Below are 24,574 nucleotides of genomic sequence, written 5' to 3' on the forward strand. Positions count from 1 at the left end.
AGAATGTAGATATTACATAGCTTCATCTACTTAATACCGTGGTAGTTTTACCTTGGTAGAAATCCTGATAAATACTGTGGTAATTATTCGCAACTTACTTTGGTAAACTCGTATTCTTCTATCTTAATAAATACCGTGGTAGCTGCTTTGATACATCATATTGTGGACAGCTTGTACATTATGTAAAAAACTTTTGCCGTCTATGCGAATAGTTTTTTACATTTATGTCCACAATGTTGAAAATAGGTTCAGGAGGGATTTAAGTGTTTTGGAAATTCGGAGGGAAAAACCGAACGAAATTAGGTGATTTTTTAGATCGGAATGGCTTCACCCAAAATGATTTAGAAAAGACCGCGAAATTAAGTCGTCCTACAGTTTCAAAGGCGTGCAATGATAAAGAATACATACCTAGTCCAACTGTAATGAAAAAGATTTTAAAAGTTATTAGGCAAATAAAACCAAACGTTAAATCTACCGACTTTTGGGATATGTAAAAACTGGCTAACTAGAGTCAGTTTTATTTTTTTACAAAAACCCCTTCATAAGAGAACGTATATTCGTGTATAATAAGAACAGATGTTCTTATTATTAAGGAGGTGTAAAGGTGTATGACTACTCAATTTTGCCGAATCGAATTGTTTTATGTGTAGATCTTCGTAGTTTTTATGCAAGCGTGTCCTGTATCAAGATGGGCTTAGACCCACTGCATACCAAATTAGCTGTAGTAGGAGATGTGAAGAGAAATGGCTCTATTGTTTTGGCTGCAACACCACCATTAAAGGCATTAGGTGTTAAGAAAATGGCAAGGTTGTACGAAATACCACGGCGTAAAGACATTCTTGTGGTAAACCCAATCATGGGAACTTATATAAAATGCTCAAATTACATAACAAAATTAGCTCTACAATACGTTCCTATTGAAGATTTTCACCAATACAGCATCGATGAATTCTTTATGGATATTACAAATAGTATCCATTTGTTTGCCAATGAGCCATATGAATTCGCGTTAAAATTCAAACGTGAAATATATAAGAAAACAAGAATTGAATGCACGATTGGGATTGGGCCTAATCCTTTAATGAGTAAGATCGCTTTAGATGTGGAAGCGAAGAAGACAAAAGACTGCATCGCATATTGGAAGTACGAAGATGTACCCATAAAATTATGGCCGATACGACCACTTAGTAAGTTTTGGGGAATTTCGAGTAAAACAGAAGCAAAGTTAAATCGAAAAGGAATACATTCAATTGAAGACTTAGCGAAATATCCGCTCAAATACTTAAAACAAAGTTTTGGAGTTATTGGCGAAGAATTACACCTACATAGCAACGGCATTGATTTTAGCCGCATTGCAGAAAAATACATACCAGCAACAACTTCAATTGGTAAGAGCCAAATACTCATGCGTGATTACACAATAGAAGAATTTCCAATTATCCTTCTGGAACATATCGAAGAAGTTTGCTATCGGCTGCGAAGACATAATAAACTTGCTCAAACCATACAATTTTCTATTGGTTATAGTAAAAATTACGCTGGCGGTTTCAGGAAAACTCACACTTTGAACCGACCTACCAATTTAACAATGGATATTTATCGAATTTGTACATACTTTTTACATGAGTTATATACGGGTGAACCCCTAAGATCGATTAATGTTTCTTTAACCAACTTAATCAATGAAGGCGAAGAACAAATCTCTCTTTTCGATAACATCATACAACGCGAAAAAGAAATAAAATTAACTAAGGTAATGGATGAAATACGCACTAAATTTGGCAAGAACAGCATATTAAGAGGCATTTCTTATACAAATAGTGCTACAGCAAGATACAGAAACACATTGTTAGGGGGACATAAATCATGAACAACGCGAATATGCCAAAAGGAAGAGGAATGGTAAAATGGACTCCGTTCGCTGCGATGCCGGAGCAGTTTGCTGGTATTCGTGAAATCATCAAGGAGAAAAACAAAGTAACTCGGCCGATCTTAACCGCTGAAGAAAAAGAACTGATCGAGAACATGTTGCTATGTTCCTTATTATCTGAAGAAGAAATACTAATTACATATTATGAGGATGGTTATTTACTCTCTAGCTACATGACTGTTGTTGGTATTGACCAGCAACATAGTGCTGTTATATGTACCGATGCTTTTTATAATAAAATGAAACTACAATTTTCTAATATAATAGACGTAAAATAGAATGGATTTAAACGATCACGTTTGTATTGTTATAAAGGAGTGTATAAAATGCAAGGGAATCAGATAAGAAAGAATACAGCAAGAACAGTTATTCATAATGATATAAATAACTATCCCTATTTAAGTATACCCATGATTATCAATGAAAAAGATGGAATGATTTACGAAGTTTTAAGTGCTGGTTTTCATAATAATGATGCAGCAGCAATGATAACAACAGACGGTTTCGCTACAACCAGGGTAAATACACCTATCGTATCATTAAAAAATAGTAATGGTAGCATTCAATTTTACCGCTTACCTTTAGAACTGGAATATTGGGTGCTTTCTTGTATACGTGCTTCTTCAACAGGAAAAAATCCGTTTCCATGTAAAGTTGCTTTTGGAATCGTTGACACTAAATTTCATGTGGAATTTAAGTGAAAAAGGAGCAAATTAATTTGCTCCTTTTTATTTCTAAAGAGGTGATAATCGTCTTTATGGTGACCCTATCAGTCAAAGTTTCAATTGAAATAAGTAATATTTTAAAAATCGCTTAGCGTATAAAAAGGTTAAAATATGTGTGTTGCCCCAGATAGAAAAAGACGTTAATTATATTCCCATTTAAATGCTGATTAATAAGTAAGAATCCCCTATTCTTCTCTATTTACTTATACTTATATTTTTTATAATTTATTATGATATAGATATTACTTAAAAGTATTTTTTACAAAATGCTTAATTGTAGTTTTTAGGGATTCAAACTCCGATACCCCACCTTGTTTTCTTAATTCACATAATTTTCAAATATCAGAGATTCATATTTTAAGATTTGATATATAATGAAAGCAACCCGTAGTTAGAGTGTTTGCTCCGATTCAAATTATGAGATAGTTTGTTCTAACTTTTTTACATTATCTAAAAAAGAACTTGTAGGGATTCCTACAAGTTCTTTTTGTTCTTCGGATTGACGAATAGTAAGTGTTATTGGGGATACCGCTAACATTTCGAGAGTCGTCATATATTCTTATGACAAAATGCTGTAGAAAGCTTAAGAATTCTTAAGAACTTTTGCCCCTCTTTCTTAAGGTTTGGACTCTAGAGTATAATTATGAGTTCAAACCTGTGGGATGATTAGGTATGAAAACCATTCGCTTTCTTATTTCTGTATATAATGCACTAAAAATCAATTGGTGCAGCCATTCCAAGTTTAAGGTTTCTTGGAGACAAAATAATTGAAGGACTTGATTTGAAGAAAGTAAATTACATTGTCAAATATGGACTGAGTACAGGTGGATTCACAGAAAAATTAATTAAAAGAAGAAATCTCAAGACAATTATTTTATTAGTGGAAAATAATAAGGAATTTTATTTTTTTAATAAAAGCAAAAGTTAAAGAAAAAGGGAACTTATTAATTGTATATGGATCAGTAATAAATATTGAACAATATATTAGGGAGAACGATATTACGTATATACATTATGTTATTTCTTGTCTTCTGTTTGCAAGCTTAAGAAAAAGAGAAGATAGAAATGTATCACCTGCTTATGTCTTTAGCTGTTTAATGCGAGAAAAAATATGGAGGAATACTATGGAGTCAAACATTCTTATTGTCGATGATGATAAAGAGATTAGAAATCTTATCTCTGTTTATTTGGAAAATGAAGGTCTGAAAACTCAAAAAGCAGAAGATGCTATGGAAGCTTTACAACTGTTAGAAGAAAAGGAGTTTGATCTGATTATTTTAGATATTATGATGCCTAATATGGATGGTATTGAAGCGTGTATGAAGATTAGGGAAGACCGCAATATGCCTATCATCATGCTATCTGCAAAATCTGAGGATATAGACAAAATTCATGGTCTAGCCTCTGGTGCAGACGATTATTTATCAAAACCGTTTAACCCATTGGAATTAATCGCTAGGGTAAAATCCCAATTAAGAAGATTTAAAAAATATAATACGTCAATAGAACATAATAAAAGCATTCTAGAAATTGGTGACTTAACCGTGAATACAGATACACGTCAAGTATGGGTAAGAGGAAAGAAAACAAGGTTAACTCCAAAAGAGTTTGATATTCTCGAACTACTTGCCTGTAACAAAGGGGTTGTCCTGAGCGTTGCAAAAATATATGAAGCCGTTTGGAAAGAGGTTTTTTATAAATCAGATAATACCGTCATGGTGCATATTACAAAAATAAGAGACAAAATTGAAGAGGATTCTAAACATCCCATTTATATTAAAACTGTTTGGGGAATTGGGTATAAAATATGAAGAGAGTTAGTTTTAGAAGTAAGATCATTATAAAACTTCTTGGTGCTGTAGCAGCTAGTTTTTTTATTTCGTTTAGTTTTACAATCCTCATTTTTCTATTCGTCATAGAACCATTATTTAAAGAACACGAAGAATTTGGTATGTTTGAAGCCAATTTGGCATTGTTGTTCTTATTCGCGTTCGCAATCTTTAACTTTATAATAATTTTTTTAATATTGGTTCGAAAGAAAATAGTATATTTGAAGCTCATTTCGGATAATGTGAATGATATTGCAAATGGAAAACTGGGTTTGACCATTGGGATTAAGGGGAAGGACGAACTGACCCAACTTGCTCAAAATATCAACTATATGTCCAAGAAATTGGAAAATACATTTGAACAAGAAAGACGATTAGAACGTACAAAAAATGAACTTATAACCAATGTATCTCATGACTTACGCACACCGTTAACATCTATTATTGGCTATATAGATTTATTAAAAAAAGGGCAATACGACAGTAAAACACAATTACAAGAATACCTCGAAACCACTTATTTAAAATCAAAGCGATTGAAATATTTAATTGATGAACTGTTTGAATATACCCGTTTATCAGGCATCGATGCTAAGTTAAACCTTAATGAAGTTGATTTATCAGGTTTGCTGGAGCAAATAGTTGGAGAATACATTCCTATATTTGAAAAGGAAAGTTTAATCGTTCAAAAATTTATCCCGGAAGAAACAATACCTATCTTCATTGATGTAGAAAAAATGGTACGTGTTTATGAAAATCTGTTTGTGAATGCGATAAAGTACAGCATGAAACCATCTCAATTATCAATATGTCTGGAACTAATGGGTAACAAAGCAATTTTGAAAATATCAAATAAAGTCGAAAAACCGCCTGTTAGCGACCCCAATAAATTGTTTGAAAGGTTTTTCAGGGGGGACAAGGCAAGAAAAGATGACCAGGGAAATGGTCTCGGGCTTGCTATCTCAAAAAGAATTGTTGAACTTCATCATGGTAATATACATGCAAAATATAAAGACGGCTGGATGTCCTTTATTGTTGAACATCCAATCAAATAGATTGGCTTATGGAATTACAGGTTCCATAAGCTTTTTTTTATAAAACTTAAGAATTCTTAAGGGTTTTACAGGGTGTTTCCTAATTTTCATCGTTTATCATGTATGTATTCAAAGCGATGAGGGGAGAGGAGAAATTAAAAAGAAAATTTTCTTTACAGCTTTCAAGTGGATACATCGTGACAACCTCATGAAAAAGGTAGATGCAACATGACTATTTTGTTAGTAGCAAATAAGAATAGCAGCTTATTTTAAAGAAATGAAAAAACAAACGTAGGAGGATATATATGATAAAACCAGTTGTAGATGTAAAAAACATTCAAAAATTGTACGGTAAAAAAGGTGAGAATCAATCACATGCATTAAAAAGTGTTTCATTCTCAATTCAAGAAGGTGAGTTCGTTGGAATTATGGGACCTTCTGGTTCTGGTAAAACGACATTATTAAATGTAATTTCAACGCTTGATAAAGCGACAGGCGGCGTTGTTGAAATTGCAGGAACGGATATTACGAAAATGAAGCAAGGTGAGCTTTCTGATTTCCGTTCGCAAAAGTTAGGATTCATTTTCCAAGACTTTAACTTATTAGAGAACTTATCTATTTACGAAAACATCGCACTTCCACTTTCACTTCAAGGTGTTTCATCACGAAATATTGGACCGAAAGTAGAAAAGGTAGCTGATATGTTAGGAATTTCAGCAATTCTTCAAAAGTATCCATCTGAAGTATCTGGTGGACAGAAGCAGCGTTCAGCAGCAGCGCGCGCTTTAGTACATGAGCCTGCGATTATTTTAGGGGACGAGCCAACAGGAGCTCTCGATTCTAAAAATGCAACCAGTTTACTTGATGCAATGACAAACTTAAATAAAGAACAAGGTGTATCGATTATGATGGTTACGCATGATCCATATAGTGCAAGTTATTGTCAACGTATTTTATTTATTCAAGATGGTGAGCTATATAAAGAAATTCATCGCGGTGGTACACGTGATGAGTTTTATAAAAAAATTTTAGACGTGCTTGCAGACTTAGGCACACAAAAAGCGTAAGAGAGAGGGCTCATGTATGTTATTTAAACTTTCCATGTCAGGACTAAAAAGTAAGTTACAAGACTATATTGTCTTACTTGTTGGTCTTATCGTATCTATTTCTACTTTTTATATGTTTCAAACGCTATCATTAAATAAAACGTTTCTTGAATCTAGCTCTTCTATTCGGGATATTGTATCTATATTCCACATTGGTTCCTTTCTGTTAGCGATTATAACATTTTTCTACATTTTATATGCAAACTCTTTCTTAGTATCTCTTCGCCAAAAAGAGTTTGGTATGTATATGATGTTAGGAGCAAAAAAGCATAAAGTTACACTACTTATGTTTATTGAAACAATCGTATTAGGCGCAGCGTCTCTTGCGATTGGAATTACAGTTGGTATAGGACTTGCAGAAGGTATCGGACAGTTACTAATGAAGCAATTGGAATTTCCTGGTGAGGGTTATCAAGCATTTTATATTCCATCTATAACTGTTACGTGCATCTTCTTCTTTGCACTATTTGTACTATCAGCAATTATGAGTAGTATTAAATTAGTACGTTTTTCCGTATTACAACTTGTACATGCAGATGTACAAACAGAACGTGTCGCGGTAAAAGGAAAAATGACAGTTGTAGTTGCATTCCTTGGTTTAATTTTGTTAGGTATTGGTTATGCATCACTGACCTATATTCCACAAGCGGGAATGGCTGCTCTCGGATTAATGGCCCTTGGATTGACCACAGCAACCTTTGGTACTTACCTTTTATTTGGATCACTTCTCCCAGTTATGATTAACAAGTTAAAGAGTAATAAAAAACGTAGTGAGAAAGGCCTCAATGCTTTTACTTTTGCACAATTAAATTTTCGTATGAATAGCCTAGCAAATGTGCTTGCCACGGTAGCAATGTTAGTGGCCCTTGGAGCTGGTGGGATTTCTGGTGGTATGGCATTTAAAAACAACGTAATAAAAATGGTTAATGGTAGTGAAATTTACGATTCAGTCGTTCATAATCCAACAACTGAAGAAAAGAAAATTTTGAATACCATCTTATTTACAGAGAAGCTTGAATATCATTACAAAATAGATGGTCAGTCTATTTACTATTTAAAAGAGGATTTAGAGAAAAATCGTCCTTTAGTATTGAAAAATAGTAATGAGAGAGCAGAGTTTGGGAAAACAAAGAGAGTTTCAGAAGAGTTGCCAATTGGTGCAAACGTGAAGAAGTCACCGCAACAATGGAGTGAAGCTTTCGAAATAATCCAGCCATATTATATGTATCCTGATCATGAAATAAAAATTGTAGACAAAAACATGTACCATAGTATAGAAGGTCTCGAAAGTACTGTGTTTATTGGGAAAACAGATAATTTTAAATCATACTTAAAGGAATGGAAACAACTTGACGAATTACAGTTAGCTAAATATACAAGTATGAAACCTGAAGAACTGAAGAGTAAATATCGAATGTATGATTCTTATCATGGCATGTTCAGTGGATTGATGTTCATGGGCTTCTTCGTCGGAATTGCGTACTTAGCAATGATGGCAAGTTGCCTTATGTTTAAAGTTTTGTCTGGTGCATCCAAAGATTGTACGCGTTATCAAATGCTTCGTAAAATCGGTGTTCGCCGAGAGTTATTAACACAATCGATTTATAAGGAGTTATTCTTCGTGTTCTTAGTCCCAGCAATTATTGGCATTGTTCATGTATTAGTTGGTATGAACATGTTCGGAGCCATTTTGATTGATCCATATTTTCGTATTTGGTTACCAATTGTTATTTTCGTAGTGATTTACTCGATTTATTACTTCATTACAGTTCAATTGTATAAAAGAATTGTGCTTCCGAAAGAAAAATAGTTTTACAAAACATACAAAATGTTAAACTCAAAAAAACCAGCGATATTATACACATGTACTGATATCACTGGTTTTTTATATGGATATTTGATGGTCAATTTTACAAATTATAAAAAATTACAAGCTCAGTTTTACATTTTCACAACAATATTTTTGTAATATTATCTTTCTTTTCCCTCTGTTTGATTGGCTTGGAACTCCATTTTTAGCGCAATACTATCCCCTTGGAAAACGTTTTGATCTGTTCCGTTATCCTCAAATATAAACTTTATCCAAAACCAATCCATTTTCCCAGGTTTTAACCCCCCTGTTTCAGTCCACTTAGAATGAAATACTTTTTTGGAGACAATCTCTGAACTTTGTGATTTTAGTTCCGCAAGGGTTGTCTCGTATGCAGGGCTTTTTGCAGGATCCCAATCCCAAAGAAATTGTACTTTAATATGTTTACCGAAATCTTCTGTAGTATTATTTTGTTTTAAGTCGTTTACAGTATAGTCGATTTTCATCATGATATCTTTAATATCTAATGTACCACTATTTTTTAAATTGAATTTCTTTAATATTTTGTCCCCAGGTTTTAAATTTTCTAAGTTAAGTGAAGTAGTTGGTTGCATAGCTAAATCCAATGTACCTGCAGCAAATGAATTATTTGTCACCACTTGATCGCTAAAATATGCATATGTTCCCCCACCAATTAAAGATAAACCAAGAGCGGCTGAAACCACTCCAACACCTAATTTCTTTTTCAATGACATTTTTTGTTCCTCCCATATCATTTTTAAAATCTTTCTCCCTAATCAACCGAAAAGATCCCCTTAATACAGATATACCATGAATTGTGAAAAAATTATATTTAAAGAAGAAAATTCCTTATTGAGAAAATTATGTTATTATCTATCTTCTGTAAATGAAACGTCCCAAAATAGAAAAGTTGGATTTATAATTATCAAAACCTCTGCAAAAACACAAATTAATATTAACTGCCCTTTATGATTAGAATTATTTATTTTTTCAGGAGTATTCTAATACTTCAAAAGGTACACCTTTTAATGCGGTGTAATTTCTATGAAAAACAATGTGTCAAAAAGTTCGAGATAATATTTTGAAGTACTTCAAAAATACATAGACCTTTTGAATCATTTGTAAATTTATGTAAATCAGTATCCCAAAACCGATTATTTTTGGGACGCTCAAATATCGAGAGATTTTTGCTGTTGTTTTTTCGAAAAGCTACTCCAAAACAAAAAAATGTAAATTTTCTCGTTTTGGGGGTATTTACATTTCTTAGCTTGATAGTGATGTGCTGGAACCCCATAGCCATCAAGCTAAGATTAAGTAAGAATCCATTCAACTAGATTTTTTTCTGTTTACTAAAGATTTGATATGAACTATTTAAAAATTTGCATATGAAATAAACCCTAATATAAAACCCTTGATTTCTTAAGAGAAGGTATTGGAGTTTATCTTTTGTATATACGTCATCATTTCATTAAAAAAAGACAAATAGATGCCTCTGGGCATCTATTTGTCTAAAAACAACTACTTAAAATTATTTTACTTCTACCGTATAATTCCCTGCTCCACCGCCATATTTATATACACTTAAGTAATATTTCCCTGGCTTCGCATTATAATTTCCAAGCAATTTGTTTCCGTCACGTTTTGTTGCATAAGTTACATAATTATTTAGATCTGATTCAGAGTATAACACCCAGTTCAGTCCAAGGTTTTGTTCGTTCGTAACGGTAATTTGTAAATCTTTTGGGTCCTTTACATCGATAACAAATCTGTCAACTTGATCTTGATCACTTAAGTTTCCTCTTAATAATGTGTTCAAAGATAATGGATTCGCTGCATCAAATGAATTATTCGGTTCTTTTTCGACAGCAGTACCTTCTTCTGTATTCACTCCGCTAAACACAACATCATATTCAAATTGTCCAGCGGCATTGACACGGTAATTTACAAAATAAGCAGTTAATGTTTTGTATCCGCTCCACTCTTTTTCTGCAAGATGCTTCAGCATATCATTCGTTGCTTGATTCATCACTTTCCAATCCTCATTTTCCCCTTTTGCCGCACTTCCTGTATATGTTCCTTGTAGTGTGAAGGTATTAAAGAATTGTGATTTATTCTTTGTTACCTTCACATTTTTTAACTTCGCTTCATTGGTGATATCTGACGTAACATCTGAAAGCGGTTTTGGAGCATGCTGTGCTACATAATCATCTGATACTTGCGGAATTGTATACTTATCACGATTATCTATCAGCATTTGCATGTAAGTTTGATATTCTTCATTTAATTTATTATCTTTACTTAATGTAGAACGGTACGCATCGTAACCTGGAACATCATTTGTACGAATTAAATCATGCACTTTATCGAACATATCAGGACGGTTATTATACATATACGATTGCAATGCAAACGAGTAATTATAAAAATCCCACGTTCCGTATTTTGCATTTAATGTTTGCGCTGCTGTGTAACGTTTCGCAGGATCATTAGACAATCCACCAATGATACTTTTTCGCGGTACTACGCTGTCTAATCGCGTTGAGCCTGCAAAAAACTCCGCATTTCCTTCTTCAAACCAAGTTAAGCGTTCATTTTGATACATTTCTCCTTGACCCCATAATCCCGGAACTTCGTATCTGCCCTGTAAATAGTGTGTAAATTCGTGACGAAACAATTCTTCCAAACTATAAATACTCTGCTGTGGTGTACGTTCATATGTAAAGAAAGTTCCTGTTCCTTCAATATAAATTCCACCATTATTTGTTTCATAGCCGTATAGTTGACGGTTAAATTGATATTCATCCGGACTATTATAAATAACCATTGTTAACACATCATCAGCATGTCCACTTTCGAGTGGTTTATCAATACCAACTGTACGATAAAATTGAGATCGTACTTCTTTTGCTGCCCAATATAAACGTTTAATTTTTTCTTCGCTAACTTTATCTCCCGCTTTAAAGACAATAGCCCCATCATCAAATGTATACGTTTTTGGTAAATAATGTTTCTTACCATCTTCTCGAATTTGATCTAAATTTACCGTTTTTCCATTTGCATCTATCCCGCCGTAATTAGTAACAATTTGTTCTGCTGCAACAAAATATTGTTGCCCTAAATACGGATATATCCCCATTGCTTCTGTAACAACTTGCTGCCCTTTTGTTGGTGTACTATAAAACTTGCCAAAGCGACTAGCATAGTAAATACCATTATTAATTAGCCATCCGTTTTTGTCTGTTACTGTACCTATTAGTGCAAAACGATTTATCTCATTAATAAAGCCATCAATTTTTCCATACCACAGCATATCTTTTGGTTCTTTTCCTGTAGCATTCATATACGATTGAACTTCATAATCAACTTCTTTCATCAAATTATATACAGCATCGCCTTTAGTTCGATCTTCAATAAACGTAGAAAGATTATCGTTATATTGTTTAAAGATTTCACCTGCATATTGAATAACTTCTACATCAGCTGACGCCCCTCCAATTAACATCCCATAAGACGAAATTACTTTATTTTGTTCTGTTGTACCAAGTTTAAAATTCGGGTTCTTCGCAATTGTTTTTAAAGCTGGTAAACATTTATCATGATAGACACGTTCACTTAGTTTACTTAATTCTTGATGATAAAAACCTAAATAAAAACCTGAGCGTAAAACTTCTACTAATGTCTCAATTCCTTTTGAGTCATCTTTCGTATAGGCTTGTCCTTGTTCTGCTAGCTTAGCAATGATTGCCTGCATACGGCTATCATCTTGATAGAATTTGAGACTATCATTATTAAACTGAAATAACTCCGGAATTTGATACCATTGAATCGTAACCAGAAGATCTGTCAATTGCTTGTTGCTTAATTGATTTAATTCAGCCATTGAATATTTCTTTTCTTCAACAAGCTGTTTAGCATTCTCATTTGGCATCGGTGGACGCTGCGATAGATCTGCTAACTTTAAACGTTTAGTAAATGATCCATTTTCTTGTACGTTCGAAGGGTGCGCTAACTCATCAATGGATTTTCTTAATCCTACCGGCTCCATTTGTAATACGTTCTTCACATTTTTTTCTTTTGTCTCTGCTTGAATTTGTAAACCACTACATGATATTGTCATGAGTCCAACACCAACAATCAGTTTAGAAATTTTCGAATATTTAACCACACTTTTACCCCCTATTAATTTGAAGGAAAATTCTGAATTTAAAAAGCAGAACATTCTTATTTGTATTTACAGTTCCGCTATAAATACAAGTAAGATCAATGATGCAATAGTAGCTTGTTTTTTACTATTATTAATACAGATTTCTTACATTCAATCCTCCTTCCTTAAATTTATACAAGCAAAAACTATGCCAATGTTATTTTAGTGAATAAAGAAACGTTCTTTATCCATACTGTAGTATAAAATATACACAACTAATTCAATAATGTATAAATAATTTGACAATTTACAAATTATTTGGCACAAGCCCCCCTCCTTTGTCCTCGGCCACCTTTAAACTTCCTAACAGTAGATAGTTAGCAGTTCCAACTGCCGATTTACAATACAGTTTAATTTTTAACGAAATCCCCGAAAGAATTCCCCTTCCTCCAGCGTGTGAAGGGCGTAGCCCAACGGTAGGTGGGAGATGAATTTCGGTTTGGCATAGCCAAAAACTTTTGATAAACTAGCTATATGAAGTTCTTTGATAACTTGATATATGAGGTTGCAGGAAGAAAATAGAGTGCGAAAACCAAGCCATCCGGTTCCTGCGTAAAATATCAACCGTACCAAAAGAGTGTCCAAGCGTTGGACATCTAGGGATGGAACATCCCGAAGTAACGCTCAGGGAGACGAAAGGTTGCTTTCATCGTGGAACTGAGAAGCTCCCACTTCAAGCTTTGCTAAGTGGCGAGTAGTTCACCTAACTCCTATTCTTTATCTTCTGGAACGGCTTCATTAAATTCATTTTCGTTTGTTAGAATTTCGTAAATACGGTTTGTAAATCTTTTCACCAGAATCGTTTCCGTACTCTCTATTGATTCACTGCTTTTGCTACAAGGGCAGCATATGCTTCTGCACCTACTTTCGTTAAATGTACGCCATCTGGTTCAAAGTATGCCTGATTTCCGGCACTTGCTGCATACCAATCGACTAACACCACATTTTTGTAAGCTGATGCTGCTTCTTTTAACTTCTCATTCACCAACGATTCCCACGGACGTGGCACTCTCGTATTAATTAATATAATTTTACGTTCATCCCCAATCACTTTTATTAATGATGCTAATTGCTCCTTAGTAAAGGCTCCATTTGTACCTAATCCAATAATGACATGATTTCCTAAATTCCCCTCATTCTTTAGCTGTTCCACAGCAGGGATTGCTTTGGACATTTGCCGCCCTATTTCCGCATCAATCCTAATATTAGGAAAAGCATTTTTTAAATACGGAGCAATATCAATCATGATTGAATCTCCTACAGCTGTAACTGTTAGAGGGTCTTTAGGCTGTGCGGGAATCCCTTCTTTTTGTTCTTCTTTATTTTGAGGTGGTTCATTAGCTGGTTTATCCCAAACTGCAACGGGATGTTTAGCCTGCTCTTCTTGCACTGCTTCCAGCTTATCTTTTGAAGGATTCTCCTTTGCTTTACTAGCTGTTGTTAATCCAAAAATAGCTATCGAAGAAATAAATACTGCACATATTAAAGCTAACTTACCACTTACAGTTAAGTTTCTTATTTTCAAGTTCTTAATCCGAATATTCTTCAATGCGCCTTTTCGTATTGGATTTTCAATAAACTTCCACGAAATTTGTGCAATCATTATAATGAGAAGAAATTGAAGAATTGCTCTTATTAGTGAAAAATCTCCAGCATTTACTTTTGGAGTCGTCAATGTAATAATTGGATAATGCCAAAGATATATGCCATACGACCTTATTCCTATCCAGCGTAAAGGTCTAAATCGTAAAAATTGAGCGATACGGCTCGCTGGATGAGCAAGATTTGCCACTAACAATGCTGTTGCAATTGATAAGAGAACCATTCCTCCATTGTATAGAAACGGATCATATTGATTCGTCTTCCAAAACATAAGCAAAATAATAATAAGAGCAGTTCCTCCCACTACATCCAGAATGAGACGCGCCTTTGGAATAATTTTATTTGCAAGCCTATTGCTTGGCCAAATTAAGGCAAGTACCGCTCCAATAAGTAAAGAAAAGGCCCTCGTATCTGTGCCATAATAAATTCTACTCGGATCAGCTCCAGGTTCATACAAAATTGCCATCGCTAAAGCTGAAGCAACAGCTCCCAGACAAATCAATAAAATCATACGGGATTGTTTTTTTATGTGGTAAAGTCCTAAACTAATGATAAACGGCCAGACAACATAGAATTGTTCCTCAACTGCTAACGACCAAAAATGATTCAATGGAGAAAGCTGGTTAAAATTATCAAAGTACGATAATTTATGATAAATATACCACCAGTTACTAACATAAAATAACGCCGCTAATGAATCTCCACGCATTTTTTCAAGTAAAGAGCTATGAAAAATCGTAATCCATGCCAACGTTATAACGAGCATAACAAGCATTCCAGGAAGTAATCTCCTTGCCCTACTAAGCCAGAATTTTTTTAAATCAATTCTCTTATTTCTCTTCCACTCCATCGCTAGAATATCTGTAATTAAATAACCTGAAAGTACAAAAAATACAGTAACTCCCAAAAACCCTCCAGGCATCCAATTAAAATTAATATGATACAAAATAACACCTAGTATAGCTAGGCCCCTTAGACTGTCCAATCCAACCATATAACGACTATTTTTTTCAAAAGGTTTAGTCACCCTACAATCACCTCTATTTCTTGGAAATTAGGTTACTAATAGCGGTATAAAATGCTATTAATTTCCTAAAATCGTATAAGCTAAGCTATAAAAAACACCATTAGGGAAGGCTCTTTTATTATCATTACATACACAGTAACTAATACTTTATCACGTTATCTGTTTCTGTTGTGAAAATTTTTAAACTAGGTGTTTTTGCTTATTCCCCCGAAAAAGAGACATATGCTTAATTAATTAAAAAGTACACTTTTTGATACGTTTTTACATAATTCTCTTTTTGATTGAATGTATGGTTCTGGTGTAAAAAATGATAAGTAAAAAAGAATTCAGGATTCCTAACGGATTCACCTGTTAAGCAATTAATCCAAACAGCCGTTTGATAAAAATATTCTTATTTTGGACAGACTGGTCCTGCAAATCATTTTATTCTTTTTCGAGCATATGCATGGCTTCAACACCACTCAATATAGAAGCTGCTGTTTTGTATGATTTAAATCCCAACATAGAGCGTATACGTTTTTTAATAAAACGAGGCTCTTGTTCTACTATGTTATTTAAATATTTTATCATTTTAGCCAAGAAGACTCCTTCCTCAAGGAACGCTTAGTGAGTAGGTGGGAGATGAATTGGCTTCGGACAAGGGATGGTAGGAAGCCATCTTAATTGTTCGACATACATAAACTGTTACTTCACTACCTATCGAATGTACGTTTGTTGTATAATAGACACATATGAAATGGGGGTGAAACGAATGATGATCAATAAAGCATATAAATTTCGTATCTATCCAAATAAAATACAAGCGACCCTAATCAATAAAACTATTGGCTGTTCTCGTTTTGTATTCAATCATTTCCTATCTCTATGGGATAATACATACAAAGAAACAGGAAAAGGTTTGACATATGGTACATGCTCTGCCAAACTTCCTGCCATGAAGAAAGAGTTTGTTTGGCTAAAAGAAGTGGACAGTATTGCGATTCAGTCGTCTGTTCGCAACCTTGCGGATGCTTATACACGCTTTTTCAAAAAACAAAACAGTGCCCCGCGTTTCAAATCTAAGAAGAACAACGTACAATCTTATACCACAAAACAAACAAATGAAAACATTGCCGTTGTAGGAAACAAAATGAAATTGCCAAAACTAGGTCTTGTTCGATTTGCCAAAAGTCGTGAAGTAATTGGACGTATTTTAAATGCTACAGTTAGACGGAACCCTTCTGGCAGATACTTTGTGTCATTGTTAGTTGAAACAGAAGTGCAAGAACTTCCGAAAACAAACTCTTACATTGGAATGGATGTGGGACTAAAAGATTTCGCCATTTTGTCAGATGGAACTACCTATAAAAATCCGAAGTTTTTTCGATCGTTAGAAGAGAAGTTGGCAAAAGCACAGCGTGTTCTTTCTAGAAGAATGAAAGGATCTTCTCGCTGGAATAAACAACGAGTAAAAGTAGCTAGAATTCATGAATACATGACGAATGCTAGAAAAGATTACTTGGACAAAATCTCGACTGAAATCATCAAAAACCACGATGTTATCGGTATAGAGGATTTGCAAGTATCGAATATGTTAAAGAATCATAAGTTAGCAAAAGCAATTAGTGAGGTAACATGGTCTCAGTTTCGAACTATGTTGGAATATAAGGCAAAATGGTACGGCAAACAAATCATTGTCGTATCGAAAACATTTGCTTCAAGCCAATTATGTTCTTGTTGTGGATATCAAAACAAAGACGTTAAAAATCTAAACCTACGTAAATGGGACTGCCCTTCTTGCCTTACACACCATGATAGGGATATTAACGCAAGTATCAATCTAAAGAATGAAGCGATAAGGCTTCTAACCGCAAGGACTGTGGAGATAGCCTAATAAATTAGAGTTCGATAGAACTCTTTACTTAGGAATCCCCTCTTCTAAACGAAGTGAAAGTGGGGGTAGTTCAACCTTCGGATTTTGGTGCCCATTGGTATCCTTTTTTCTTCCTTCAACTGTTCGATAGCAATTGGATAAGCAGGATCCTTATCGACTGTTATAACACGAGGCTTTGAAACATGAAAAGACTGCAAAGCTTTCTTGAAAAAGCGCTTTGCAGCCTTATAATTTCTAGATTTACTCAAATAAAAGTCAATCGTGTTTCCTTCAGAATCAACGGTACGATATAAATACATCCATCGTCCTTTTATTTTTATGTATGTTTGGTCCACTCTCCATGAGTTATTCATTTGTTTGAGATCACGCCGAATTCATGATATCGGTAAAATGGTGTATGTCGTCAAGAACAAGACGCTAAAATATCTGAACACGAACCTATACGGTCTGTCGTGAGAGTGGTGATGGCACACCGCAACCTTGCACGTCACAACGATACCAGAAATGGACTTCGCCTTTGGTAGCAAGAATCCTACTGATGTTAGTCAGCTTTCCCCTTTAGGTGTGGGAGTGTCAACTCAAATATCATATAGAACCAAGTTTATCTTATCTAGACTATAATAGCTTAGTCGCTCACAACAAAAGATGATAGCAATTACATTTTTCTTATTTATTTTACTACTTGAACAGATACTGGTTTCCAGCCCTGATTCTCTACCCAATCAATATCAACCTTATATTTTTTATTACTTTGCTTATCTCGTACATTACCGTAGGCTTTATTTTCACCATTATTTCCAATAAAATCAAAAATTAATTGACCCTCTGGAACATCAACAGCATAAGAAATTGCTTTTTTCATCTCATTCCAATCTACTGTTCCTTCTTTAAATTTCATTGCAGGTTTTGCTCCTTGCTCTGTACCAATTGCCTTCCAAGAAGGGTTAGTTTGAGTACCCTTTTCTTGAGATATCGTTTTTTCTCCCTCTTTATTTTCATTTCCGTTCGTTTTTACAGGCTCTTCTACTTTTTGTTTCTCTTCTAAATCTGCTGTTTCTTTATCTTTGTTTTTCTTTTCTTCTATCTTTGCTGTTTCTTGATCTTCGTTTTTCTTTTCTTCTATCTTTGCTGCTTCTTTATCTTTGTTTTTCTTTTCTTCTACCTTTGCCGCTTCTTTATCTTTGTTTTTCTTTTCTTCTATCTTTACTGCTTCTTTATCTTCGTTCTTCTTCTCTTCTATCTTTGTTGCTTTCTTTTCTTGAGCAATTGCTTTCTTTGATGTATCAGAAGTGAAAAACAACTGATACGTCACTATGCCAACTGTTACTAATACCATACTAAATGCGATATTAAATATCCCCTTATTACGACGATTTTGTTGTTTTTCTTGAAACCTGCTTCCTTGTCCCATTTTTCAAACCTCCGTGTTTATTTTCGCCACTAATCTTTACGTATTGTTCCTAAGAATCTTAATATTTTTATTAAATAATGAAAATATTAAGGTTTGTGCGTTTTCAAGTATCTGACATATGTTATTCAAAAATAGTTTAATAAATTAAAGATTAATAAGTTTCTGTACTTAAGTGTACTTATTAACAAATAAGCCTCTTCTTCACCGATTTATAATTTTTAAAATCAACTGTCCTCTTTAGTTCGCGCTTTCTAATGGATATGCCGTGAAACCAAAAAAAGATTTCGCCTTCTTTTCAGAATAACTTTCGTCACTAGGGAATTCTATTATTCCTAATCTAACCTTTAATTCGCTTTCATGACAAAATGAATCTTTATGAAGTCCCCTTATCTTTTGTATAAAGCGCTTTTATTTTTTTCAATATAGAGCAATATTTCTTTGTTTATAACCTTCTTAAAAGCTTCTTCTCTACTGTAAAAGTCATTTAAACTATACAATCCATATCATTTAATATGTAACGTTTCTATTAATTCCACCTCATTTTCCAGACAATACTATTATTTCTGAATATTACATTTACTACGAATACACATTCCGGCTTACTTGAATTATAAATTGCGCTTATCTATAATACATTTTATTATTAATAACTTCAATACTACATATGTAGTATTGAATGGATGCAAAAAAAACACGGAAATTTAATTCAAGCCCTATCAAAATGAAAATAAAAAACATCTGTGATATACACAAAGTGCTTTTCTCTTGTCAATTTATCTATTTTCTTTTTATAACTCAACTCCTTCGAATCGTACTTTTCTAGAGTTTGCTGCAATTCATTTTGTTCATATGGAATATGTTTATCTGTCTGTACATCTTCAACATTTTCTCCACTTGCTAATAATCTCCTGTACTTAAAAGAGTGCCCTGTTAATAATGGTGTAATCATTTTGTATGGCCCTCCTTTTGTTTGATTACTTGTATCATAAAACAAGTATCTGAAGTTGATATGTAGTCTACTTTACTGATAAAACTAACAAATAAAAAAGGAAACCTGCATGTTCGTTATAGTGATTTTTAAGTTATATATATATTCATACAAATTTATTAATATGCAATATTACATATTAGGAGTTTCCTGTATCTTCATGATATTGATGTATTTATAATACTTATATCTTCATATTTAGAAAGGAATAAAAAATGAAAAAAATCACATCAACACTATGTATAGCTGGAATGACTTTAACTATTTTAGGATTAGCTCCTCAAAGTAGTTATGCTCATCTCGATCAAATTGATTTAACTGAGAATGATCCTATTACCGCTCGATGGTCTGCAGAAGCACCGTATCATTCTGATAAAAGTACACATTTATGGATTGCAAAACAAGCTATTGAAATTATGAAAACAGAATCTAATGTTGAAGCAAATAAGCAAGCTGTGGACTTCTTAAATTATCCGCAATATAAAGATCTATTTTCTAAAGGATTATATGATGCAGATTATAATGCAGAATTTAACGATGGTGGAACGGGAATAGGCGGCGTTTTTAAAGGTGGATGGAAATCCCACTTTTATGATCCTGATACTAAAGAAAATTATAGAGGAGAAACAGATCCAACTGCTCTTACACAAGGCAAGAAATACTTTTATGAATCTGGAGAACATTTACGAAATAAAGACTATGAAAAAGCTTTCTATTACTTAGGGGTAGCCACGCACTACTTTACAGATGCAACACAACCAATGCATGCAGCAAATTTTACCGCAATTGATATGAGAGCTATAAAATATCATAGCTATTTTGAAAATTATGTTACAACCATTCAAGATCAATTTGCAGTTAATACTGGAGGGAATTATAACGACTCTTTATCTACACCTGAAGAATGGATTGATTATGCAGCCCGAGTAGCTAAACCTGAAATCCAAAATATTGCTAATGATAAAACATTTTCATATTACAATAGCGGTAAGGCGCAATTGTGGCAAGAAATGGTTACCCCAGCTGTGCAGCGAAGCTTAGGAGAATCTCAACGTAATACAGCAGGTTTCCTAAATCTTTGGTTTAAAACGTTTACTAAAAATGTACAAGCTCCAAGTTTAGAAACTGCACAAATCTATGATATAGCAGGAAATGTTATAGAAGCAGGGAAAAACTATTATATCGTACCAAGTGAATCTCCTTTTCAAGGTCTAACGTTTGAATGGTATGTAGCAAATCGTTACGATTATGTTTTACTTGCAAATAAAAAGAATGATATACAATCTGGTACACCTATAGAATTTGTATTTTACAAAGATAATGATGCAAAGCTACACCACGGTGAAAGCGTATACCTTCGCATGAAGCATTCTAATTATGATCAATATCAATATTTAAATTGGTCGAAATATTCTAGTTGGGTTCACCTTGCTGAGAAATCTGATAGTTTAGCAGACTTTAAAATTCAAATTAACCCGGATAACCCTACAGAATATAATATTTTTACAGATGGTTATCCATTAAATTATGAGAATATAAATGCAGAGAAAAGTTGGATTGTACTAGGGGGAAAAACACAAAAACCTAGCTCATGGAAGTTTGTACCTTTCAGATAACCTAAACACACTCTTTCCTAATCAGAACGAGTGTGTTTTTTGTTTTGAGGTATTTGCTTTTCTTAAGGTAAATAAGGATCAAGTTTTAAGAATTAGCTAGTAATTATTGAAGTCTATTATACGTTGAAAAGGCGGAGTCTCTTTGAAGACTTCGCCGTTGTTTATATAGGGCATGAATGGTCTCGATACCTTTTATCGTACATGAAGCATGGCGAAGATTTTGAAATCCTGCAGATTTGGCAAAACGTCTCTTGACATGCCTATGATTCTGGTCAATAAGATGGCTAAAATTTTTGATTCTACAATGGATTGTAGTTTGATAAACCGAGAGGCCCTTTAGAATAGAAATCACTTTTGACACAAAACAATGATTTTATATGGTGTAGTTTGAGCTGGTATACTCATTGTCGTAAAACCATAAATAGCTATTAAATTTCGATTTACAAGATTACCTGTAAAGAATTGACCATTTGTTAATAAAATTTGAGTAGAAGGAGAAATATTTAATTTTAATTTTCCATCACTACTCTCCAACTGTTCATTAAAATAGTCTACTTTTACATTTTGATGCGGTGTATATTTTGCCATAACAATCGCTTGCAATTGTGGTGGGAAAATAAGAGGAGCAGGAGCGTTGGCATCGTAAAACCCAGTTACTTTATCTCCTACTACTACCGTTGCATAGTCGATAAAATACGTATTTGGTTTCACTACAAAATTTATTAGATTCCCATAACCATTATCTACGGACATTAATTTATTACATCCTATATCTTCGTTTGATCCTGTTACAAAATCGTTAATCATAGTTATTGTACCATCAAATGATTGAAATTTTTTCATTCGAATACCTCTTTTGTTTATATAATTAAACCTCTATCGTTACTCTATAATTTTTAAAAACATGTAAATGAAATAATCCTTCTCGTATCAATTCCAAAAATAACCCAAAACCTACCGTTCCATCTAAAACCAGCAACAGACCTTGGTCCTACAAAAATTGGGAAATACCAAAACTGTTCACCATTACTAAGCCATATATAAGTATTTCGAAATAAACATAATGAAATTACTCCTGGATCAACAGCAAATGGTGAAGTTGTTGATTGTTGAGGAATAAATGATGAGCGGGGAGATGTTGGAGCTTGTGAACTTTACTGTCCTGGAAAACTTGGTACATCCGGAAAACCTGGCATTCCAGGTATACCTGGAATTTGAGGATCAGGGAATTGACGATCGAAGTATTGATCATAATTTATATCAGGATAATATATTGACTTATTATACATTTAAAAACCACCTCTTTATTTTTAAAACCTTCTAAATTATTAATATGTAATGTGGTTCGTATAGGAAGCTTATTCGCTTCCTATACGAACCATATTTTAAACAAAACAAATATCAAACAGGAAAGTATACCCATACCCTTTGTTTTCCAGTATGAGGTAAAGGCTAGGAAAAAATGGAGCGAGGGGCTAGCCTCTCCTAATGTCATAAAAAAATAAAGAATGAGAGAAATTCGTCACACCTGAAAATGTCCTTCTTTAAAAAAGACCGCAGCTATTAAGCCACAGTCTATAAAATTCAAAAACAAATCGTAAACTCAAATTTTACGAAAAATACAAAGAAACCGCACTTAAAGGCAGTTTCATATGACTTTTGCTGTACCATCTCACTGTTAGCAAAATAATGTCAGGCTCATAATGCTTCCACTTAAACAAATGTTTTGTTTCCATACCGTTCAAACACCTTTGTGTAGTAGTATCCGTATGTCCAAGTTTGATAGATTTTTTGCACCAGAACCTTTAGAATCTAAATCATGCCACTGCGTGGACATATAAGTAAGATTTTTAATAGCTTTATCAATCGTACTATATATCTCTCTAATATTATTAAAAGCAACTACACGATTTAATGTTACTTTATAATCCGTTTTTTACTTTATTTGGATATGTACAATTACATAAAATTATGTATAATTTCGTCTGAAAAAGTCTTTTCATGTCGATTGATGTAGATTAAACTTTAAATATAATGGTTTTATGTTTTTGCTTCACCCTCTTCATGAGAGAAATGAAGGGATGTTGTCATTTTCGTAATAGTAGTCGCTTATAAAATGTCCAACCATTTCGATATGTAATATTTCATAAAACATTGTTGGTTTTTTTTCCAAAATATTCAGGGGAAATAGACGAAATTCAACAGAATAATTTATCAGACGGGGAGAAAATGATTGTATGTATCCAAAATTTATTGATAAAATAGCGTTTTCGAAAGCGCATAAAGAGTTATTAATTAAACTGTATAATAAAGAAATTTCAAGAAGCGAGTATAATCAATTGGTAGATGCTTTTTATCGTCCACAACAAAAATAAATATGAAGTACGTGTTTATTTTTTTATGTCTTTTATAATAACAAAGTTCGTTTATATCATTTTTGGGGCAAGCTCTTCTGCTAGGTTGATAGACATGTGGCGGTACCCCTACTTCAAAAGGTGTACCCTTTGATACGAAAATAATTTACATGGAATTATCGTAATTTTGTATAAATTTTTTAAAATATAACATTTATGTATTAATGATATTCAATTCATTTTATAGGATTCACAATGGTGATATTCAGTCTTTGTACAATTGGATTATTAAGTAATGTAGTGAAAATAATGAATGGCACAGCAAAAATATATAACTATGTATTATTTGTATTTATCTTACCAGCAATAATTTATTATTTATATGCTTCTTATCAAAAAGGAAAAAAACACCAGCTTAATGACAGTGTTTTTTCCTTTTTAATCTACGGAGCAATATATTTTATTTAAACAAAAAAGAGGATACTATGATTAAAAATAATAGAATAGGCACAATTATACCGATTTTAATACCAGTTTTATTGATTTTATCTATCGTTAATGTTGCATACAAAATTATTATCACTGAATTTTTTGGAGTCTCTATACTTTTACCTGTATTTCTTTGTCCAATTGGATTTATCCTAGCTATTTTTTCCTATCAAGTAGATAAAAATATCGGAGCGAAAATCGGGATAATATTAAATGTGGTAGTATTTTTGATTCCTTTTATTTGGATGCTAGGAAGAAATGCGTAGTTGACATTTAATCTGGACATCTCTCCTGTATCACTAAATCTATGAACATATAAAAAAGGAGGAGAATTTTTATAATCCTCTTCCTTTTTTATTTACGAGAAATTTCGTGCTCATTAGCTGTTTAGTACTTCGAAAAATGCTGTAGAATTTTTCTCTATCATTATAACAGTATAAAAGTTGGTTCTAAGATGCAATATTGCATATAGGAGTGTATTGATATCAACATAATGGCTTACCACCATGAAAACATAAAGCTGCATCACATCTTAACACATAAGTAGAGGAGGAA

The 24,574-nt window shown here is 33.3% G+C and carries 17 protein-coding genes and 8 pseudogenes; 12 read left to right on the forward strand and 13 right to left on the reverse strand.

The features are described 5' to 3' along the window. The first annotated feature begins 263 nt into the window (after positions 1 to 263). The 8 genes from QCI75_RS28720 (at position 264) to QCI75_RS28755 (ending at position 8,434) form a co-directional block, all read left to right on the forward strand. Positions 264 to 494, forward strand: coding sequence for a helix-turn-helix domain-containing protein (locus QCI75_RS28720; protein WP_002150963.1), 231 nt, complete (start codon positions 264 to 266; stop codon positions 492 to 494). A 110-nt stretch (positions 495 to 604) separates the two neighbouring features. Beyond that, on the forward strand, positions 605 to 1,870 hold the full coding sequence (locus QCI75_RS28725; protein ID WP_353761925.1) for a Y-family DNA polymerase: 1,266 nt from the start codon (positions 605 to 607) through the stop codon (positions 1,868 to 1,870). Then, entirely contained in the window at positions 1,867 to 2,208 is a 342-nt protein-coding gene (locus QCI75_RS28730) for a YolD-like family protein (RefSeq protein WP_353761927.1), read from the forward strand. Before QCI75_RS28725 ends, QCI75_RS28730 begins: the two co-directional genes overlap by 4 nt. Before the next feature lie 48 nt (positions 2,209 to 2,256). Beyond that, the gene (locus QCI75_RS28735) at positions 2,257 to 2,631 is read left to right on the forward strand and encodes a hypothetical protein (protein ID WP_353761929.1); all 375 of its coding nucleotides are present in this window, start codon (positions 2,257 to 2,259) and stop codon (positions 2,629 to 2,631) included. A gap of 1,148 nt (positions 2,632 to 3,779) precedes the next feature. Next, positions 3,780 to 4,466 carry a response regulator transcription factor gene (locus tag QCI75_RS28740; protein ID WP_353761931.1) on the forward strand — a complete coding sequence of 229 codons (687 nt, stop codon included), beginning with the start codon at positions 3,780 to 3,782 and terminating at the stop codon, positions 4,464 to 4,466. Next, entirely contained in the window at positions 4,463 to 5,539 is a 1,077-nt protein-coding gene (locus QCI75_RS28745) for a HAMP domain-containing sensor histidine kinase (RefSeq protein WP_353761932.1), read from the forward strand. The genes QCI75_RS28740 and QCI75_RS28745 overlap by 4 nt, the downstream gene beginning before the upstream one ends. 284 nt (positions 5,540 to 5,823) lie before the next feature. Then, a complete protein-coding gene (locus QCI75_RS28750) occupies positions 5,824 to 6,585 on the forward strand; it encodes an ABC transporter ATP-binding protein (protein ID WP_353761934.1) in 762 nt (253 codons plus the stop codon). A 16-nt stretch (positions 6,586 to 6,601) separates the two neighbouring features. Continuing rightward, positions 6,602 to 8,434 (forward strand): FtsX-like permease family protein, encoded by a 1,833-nt coding sequence (locus QCI75_RS28755; RefSeq protein WP_353761935.1) that lies wholly within the window; start codon positions 6,602 to 6,604, stop codon positions 8,432 to 8,434. A 161-nt stretch (positions 8,435 to 8,595) separates the two neighbouring features. Here QCI75_RS28755 and QCI75_RS28760 read toward each other — a convergent pair whose 3' ends face one another. From QCI75_RS28760 to QCI75_RS28775, 4 genes and pseudogenes are all read right to left on the reverse strand, one after another. Beyond that, a complete protein-coding gene (locus QCI75_RS28760) occupies positions 8,596 to 9,189 on the reverse strand; it encodes a TasA family protein (RefSeq protein ID WP_326266918.1) in 594 nt (197 codons plus the stop codon). A 794-nt stretch (positions 9,190 to 9,983) separates the two neighbouring features. Next, positions 9,984 to 12,620 (reverse strand): collagenase ColA, encoded by a 2,637-nt coding sequence (locus QCI75_RS28765; RefSeq protein WP_353761937.1) that lies wholly within the window; start codon positions 12,618 to 12,620, stop codon positions 9,984 to 9,986. Between the two features lie 853 nt (positions 12,621 to 13,473). Next, positions 13,474 to 15,288, reverse strand: coding sequence for an acyltransferase family protein (locus tag QCI75_RS28770; RefSeq protein WP_353761939.1), 1,815 nt, complete (start codon positions 15,286 to 15,288; stop codon positions 13,474 to 13,476). A gap of 351 nt (positions 15,289 to 15,639) precedes the next feature. Next, positions 15,640 to 15,861: pseudogene (locus QCI75_RS28775) on the reverse strand (DDE-type integrase/transposase/recombinase); the annotation flags it as partial. Positions 15,862 to 16,039: 178 nt separating this feature from the next. Here QCI75_RS28775 and tnpB point away from each other — a divergent pair. Beyond that, positions 16,040 to 17,161, forward strand: a complete 1,122-nt coding sequence (gene tnpB, locus QCI75_RS28780; protein WP_353761941.1) for an IS200/IS605 family element RNA-guided endonuclease TnpB — start codon at positions 16,040 to 16,042, stop codon at positions 17,159 to 17,161. Positions 17,162 to 17,226: 65 nt separating this feature from the next. On the opposite strand, the pseudogene QCI75_RS28785 reads toward tnpB, so the two are convergent. The 4 genes and pseudogenes from QCI75_RS28785 to QCI75_RS28800 all read right to left on the reverse strand — a co-directional run. Beyond that, positions 17,227 to 17,535: pseudogene (locus tag QCI75_RS28785) on the reverse strand (DDE-type integrase/transposase/recombinase); the annotation flags it as partial. Between the two features lie 296 nt (positions 17,536 to 17,831). Beyond that, the gene (locus QCI75_RS28790; RefSeq protein ID WP_353761942.1) at positions 17,832 to 18,572 is read right to left on the reverse strand and encodes a YrrS family protein; all 741 of its coding nucleotides are present in this window, start codon (positions 18,570 to 18,572) and stop codon (positions 17,832 to 17,834) included. A 282-nt stretch (positions 18,573 to 18,854) separates the two neighbouring features. Next, positions 18,855 to 19,069: pseudogene (locus QCI75_RS28795) on the reverse strand (sodium:proton symporter); the annotation flags it as partial. Between the two features lie 302 nt (positions 19,070 to 19,371). After that, positions 19,372 to 19,521 (reverse strand): annotated as a pseudogene (locus QCI75_RS28800) (histidine kinase); the annotation flags it as partial. A gap of 254 nt (positions 19,522 to 19,775) precedes the next feature. On the opposite strand from QCI75_RS28800, the gene QCI75_RS28805 reads away from it, so the two are divergent. Then, positions 19,776 to 21,176 carry a zinc dependent phospholipase C family protein gene (locus tag QCI75_RS28805; protein WP_353761943.1) on the forward strand — a complete coding sequence of 467 codons (1,401 nt, stop codon included), beginning with the start codon at positions 19,776 to 19,778 and terminating at the stop codon, positions 21,174 to 21,176. Positions 21,177 to 21,279: 103 nt separating this feature from the next. On the opposite strand, the pseudogene QCI75_RS28810 reads toward QCI75_RS28805, so the two are convergent. From QCI75_RS28810 to QCI75_RS28830, 5 genes and pseudogenes are all read right to left on the reverse strand, one after another. Then, positions 21,280 to 21,501 (reverse strand): annotated as a pseudogene (locus tag QCI75_RS28810) (DDE-type integrase/transposase/recombinase); the annotation flags it as partial. 23 nt (positions 21,502 to 21,524) lie between these two features. Further along, the gene (locus tag QCI75_RS28815; protein ID WP_353761945.1) at positions 21,525 to 22,019 is read right to left on the reverse strand and encodes a hypothetical protein; all 495 of its coding nucleotides are present in this window, start codon (positions 22,017 to 22,019) and stop codon (positions 21,525 to 21,527) included. 53 nt (positions 22,020 to 22,072) lie between these two features. Then, positions 22,073 to 22,465 (reverse strand): annotated as a pseudogene (locus QCI75_RS28820) (collagen-like protein). 360 nt (positions 22,466 to 22,825) lie between these two features. Next, a pseudogene (locus QCI75_RS28825) lies at positions 22,826 to 22,912 on the reverse strand (IS6 family transposase); the annotation flags it as partial. A gap of 59 nt (positions 22,913 to 22,971) precedes the next feature. After that, a pseudogene (locus QCI75_RS28830) lies at positions 22,972 to 23,106 on the reverse strand (hemolysin); the annotation flags it as partial. A gap of 307 nt (positions 23,107 to 23,413) precedes the next feature. Here QCI75_RS28830 and QCI75_RS28835 point away from each other — a divergent pair. Together QCI75_RS28835 and QCI75_RS28840 are read left to right on the forward strand one after the other, a co-directional pair. After that, on the forward strand, positions 23,414 to 23,551 hold the full coding sequence (locus QCI75_RS28835) for a hypothetical protein (protein WP_000283272.1): 138 nt from the start codon (positions 23,414 to 23,416) through the stop codon (positions 23,549 to 23,551). A 464-nt stretch (positions 23,552 to 24,015) separates the two neighbouring features. After that, positions 24,016 to 24,285, forward strand: a complete 270-nt coding sequence (locus tag QCI75_RS28840; protein ID WP_353761947.1) for a hypothetical protein — start codon at positions 24,016 to 24,018, stop codon at positions 24,283 to 24,285. Positions 24,286 to 24,574: the final 289 nt, after the last annotated feature.

This window comes from Bacillus cereus group sp. RP43, from assembly GCF_040459645.1.
Lineage (GTDB): Bacteria > Bacillota > Bacilli > Bacillales > Bacillaceae_G > Bacillus_A > Bacillus_A mycoides_C.

Coding starts and splice junctions, on each gene's coding strand:
- tnpB (WP_353761941.1), top strand. CDS start 16,040: ATGATGATCAATAAAGCATATAAATTTCGTATCTATCCAAATAAAATA.
- QCI75_RS28755 (WP_353761935.1), top strand. CDS start 6,602: ATGTTATTTAAACTTTCCATGTCAGGACTAAAAAGTAAGTTACAAGAC.
- QCI75_RS28815 (WP_353761945.1), bottom strand. CDS start 22,019: ATGAAAAAATTTCAATCATTTGATGGTACAATAACTATGATTAACGAT.
- QCI75_RS28760 (WP_326266918.1), bottom strand. CDS start 9,189: ATGTCATTGAAAAAGAAATTAGGTGTTGGAGTGGTTTCAGCCGCTCTT.
- QCI75_RS28790 (WP_353761942.1), bottom strand. CDS start 18,572: ATGGGACAAGGAAGCAGGTTTCAAGAAAAACAACAAAATCGTCGTAAT.
- QCI75_RS28805 (WP_353761943.1), top strand. CDS start 19,776: ATGAAAAAAATCACATCAACACTATGTATAGCTGGAATGACTTTAACT.
- QCI75_RS28835 (WP_000283272.1), top strand. CDS start 23,414: ATGTATCCAAAATTTATTGATAAAATAGCGTTTTCGAAAGCGCATAAA.
- QCI75_RS28745 (WP_353761932.1), top strand. CDS start 4,463: ATGAAGAGAGTTAGTTTTAGAAGTAAGATCATTATAAAACTTCTTGGT.
- QCI75_RS28740 (WP_353761931.1), top strand. CDS start 3,780: ATGGAGTCAAACATTCTTATTGTCGATGATGATAAAGAGATTAGAAAT.
- QCI75_RS28735 (WP_353761929.1), top strand. CDS start 2,257: ATGCAAGGGAATCAGATAAGAAAGAATACAGCAAGAACAGTTATTCAT.
- QCI75_RS28750 (WP_353761934.1), top strand. CDS start 5,824: ATGATAAAACCAGTTGTAGATGTAAAAAACATTCAAAAATTGTACGGT.
- QCI75_RS28840 (WP_353761947.1), top strand. CDS start 24,016: ATGATTAAAAATAATAGAATAGGCACAATTATACCGATTTTAATACCA.
- QCI75_RS28730 (WP_353761927.1), top strand. CDS start 1,867: ATGAACAACGCGAATATGCCAAAAGGAAGAGGAATGGTAAAATGGACT.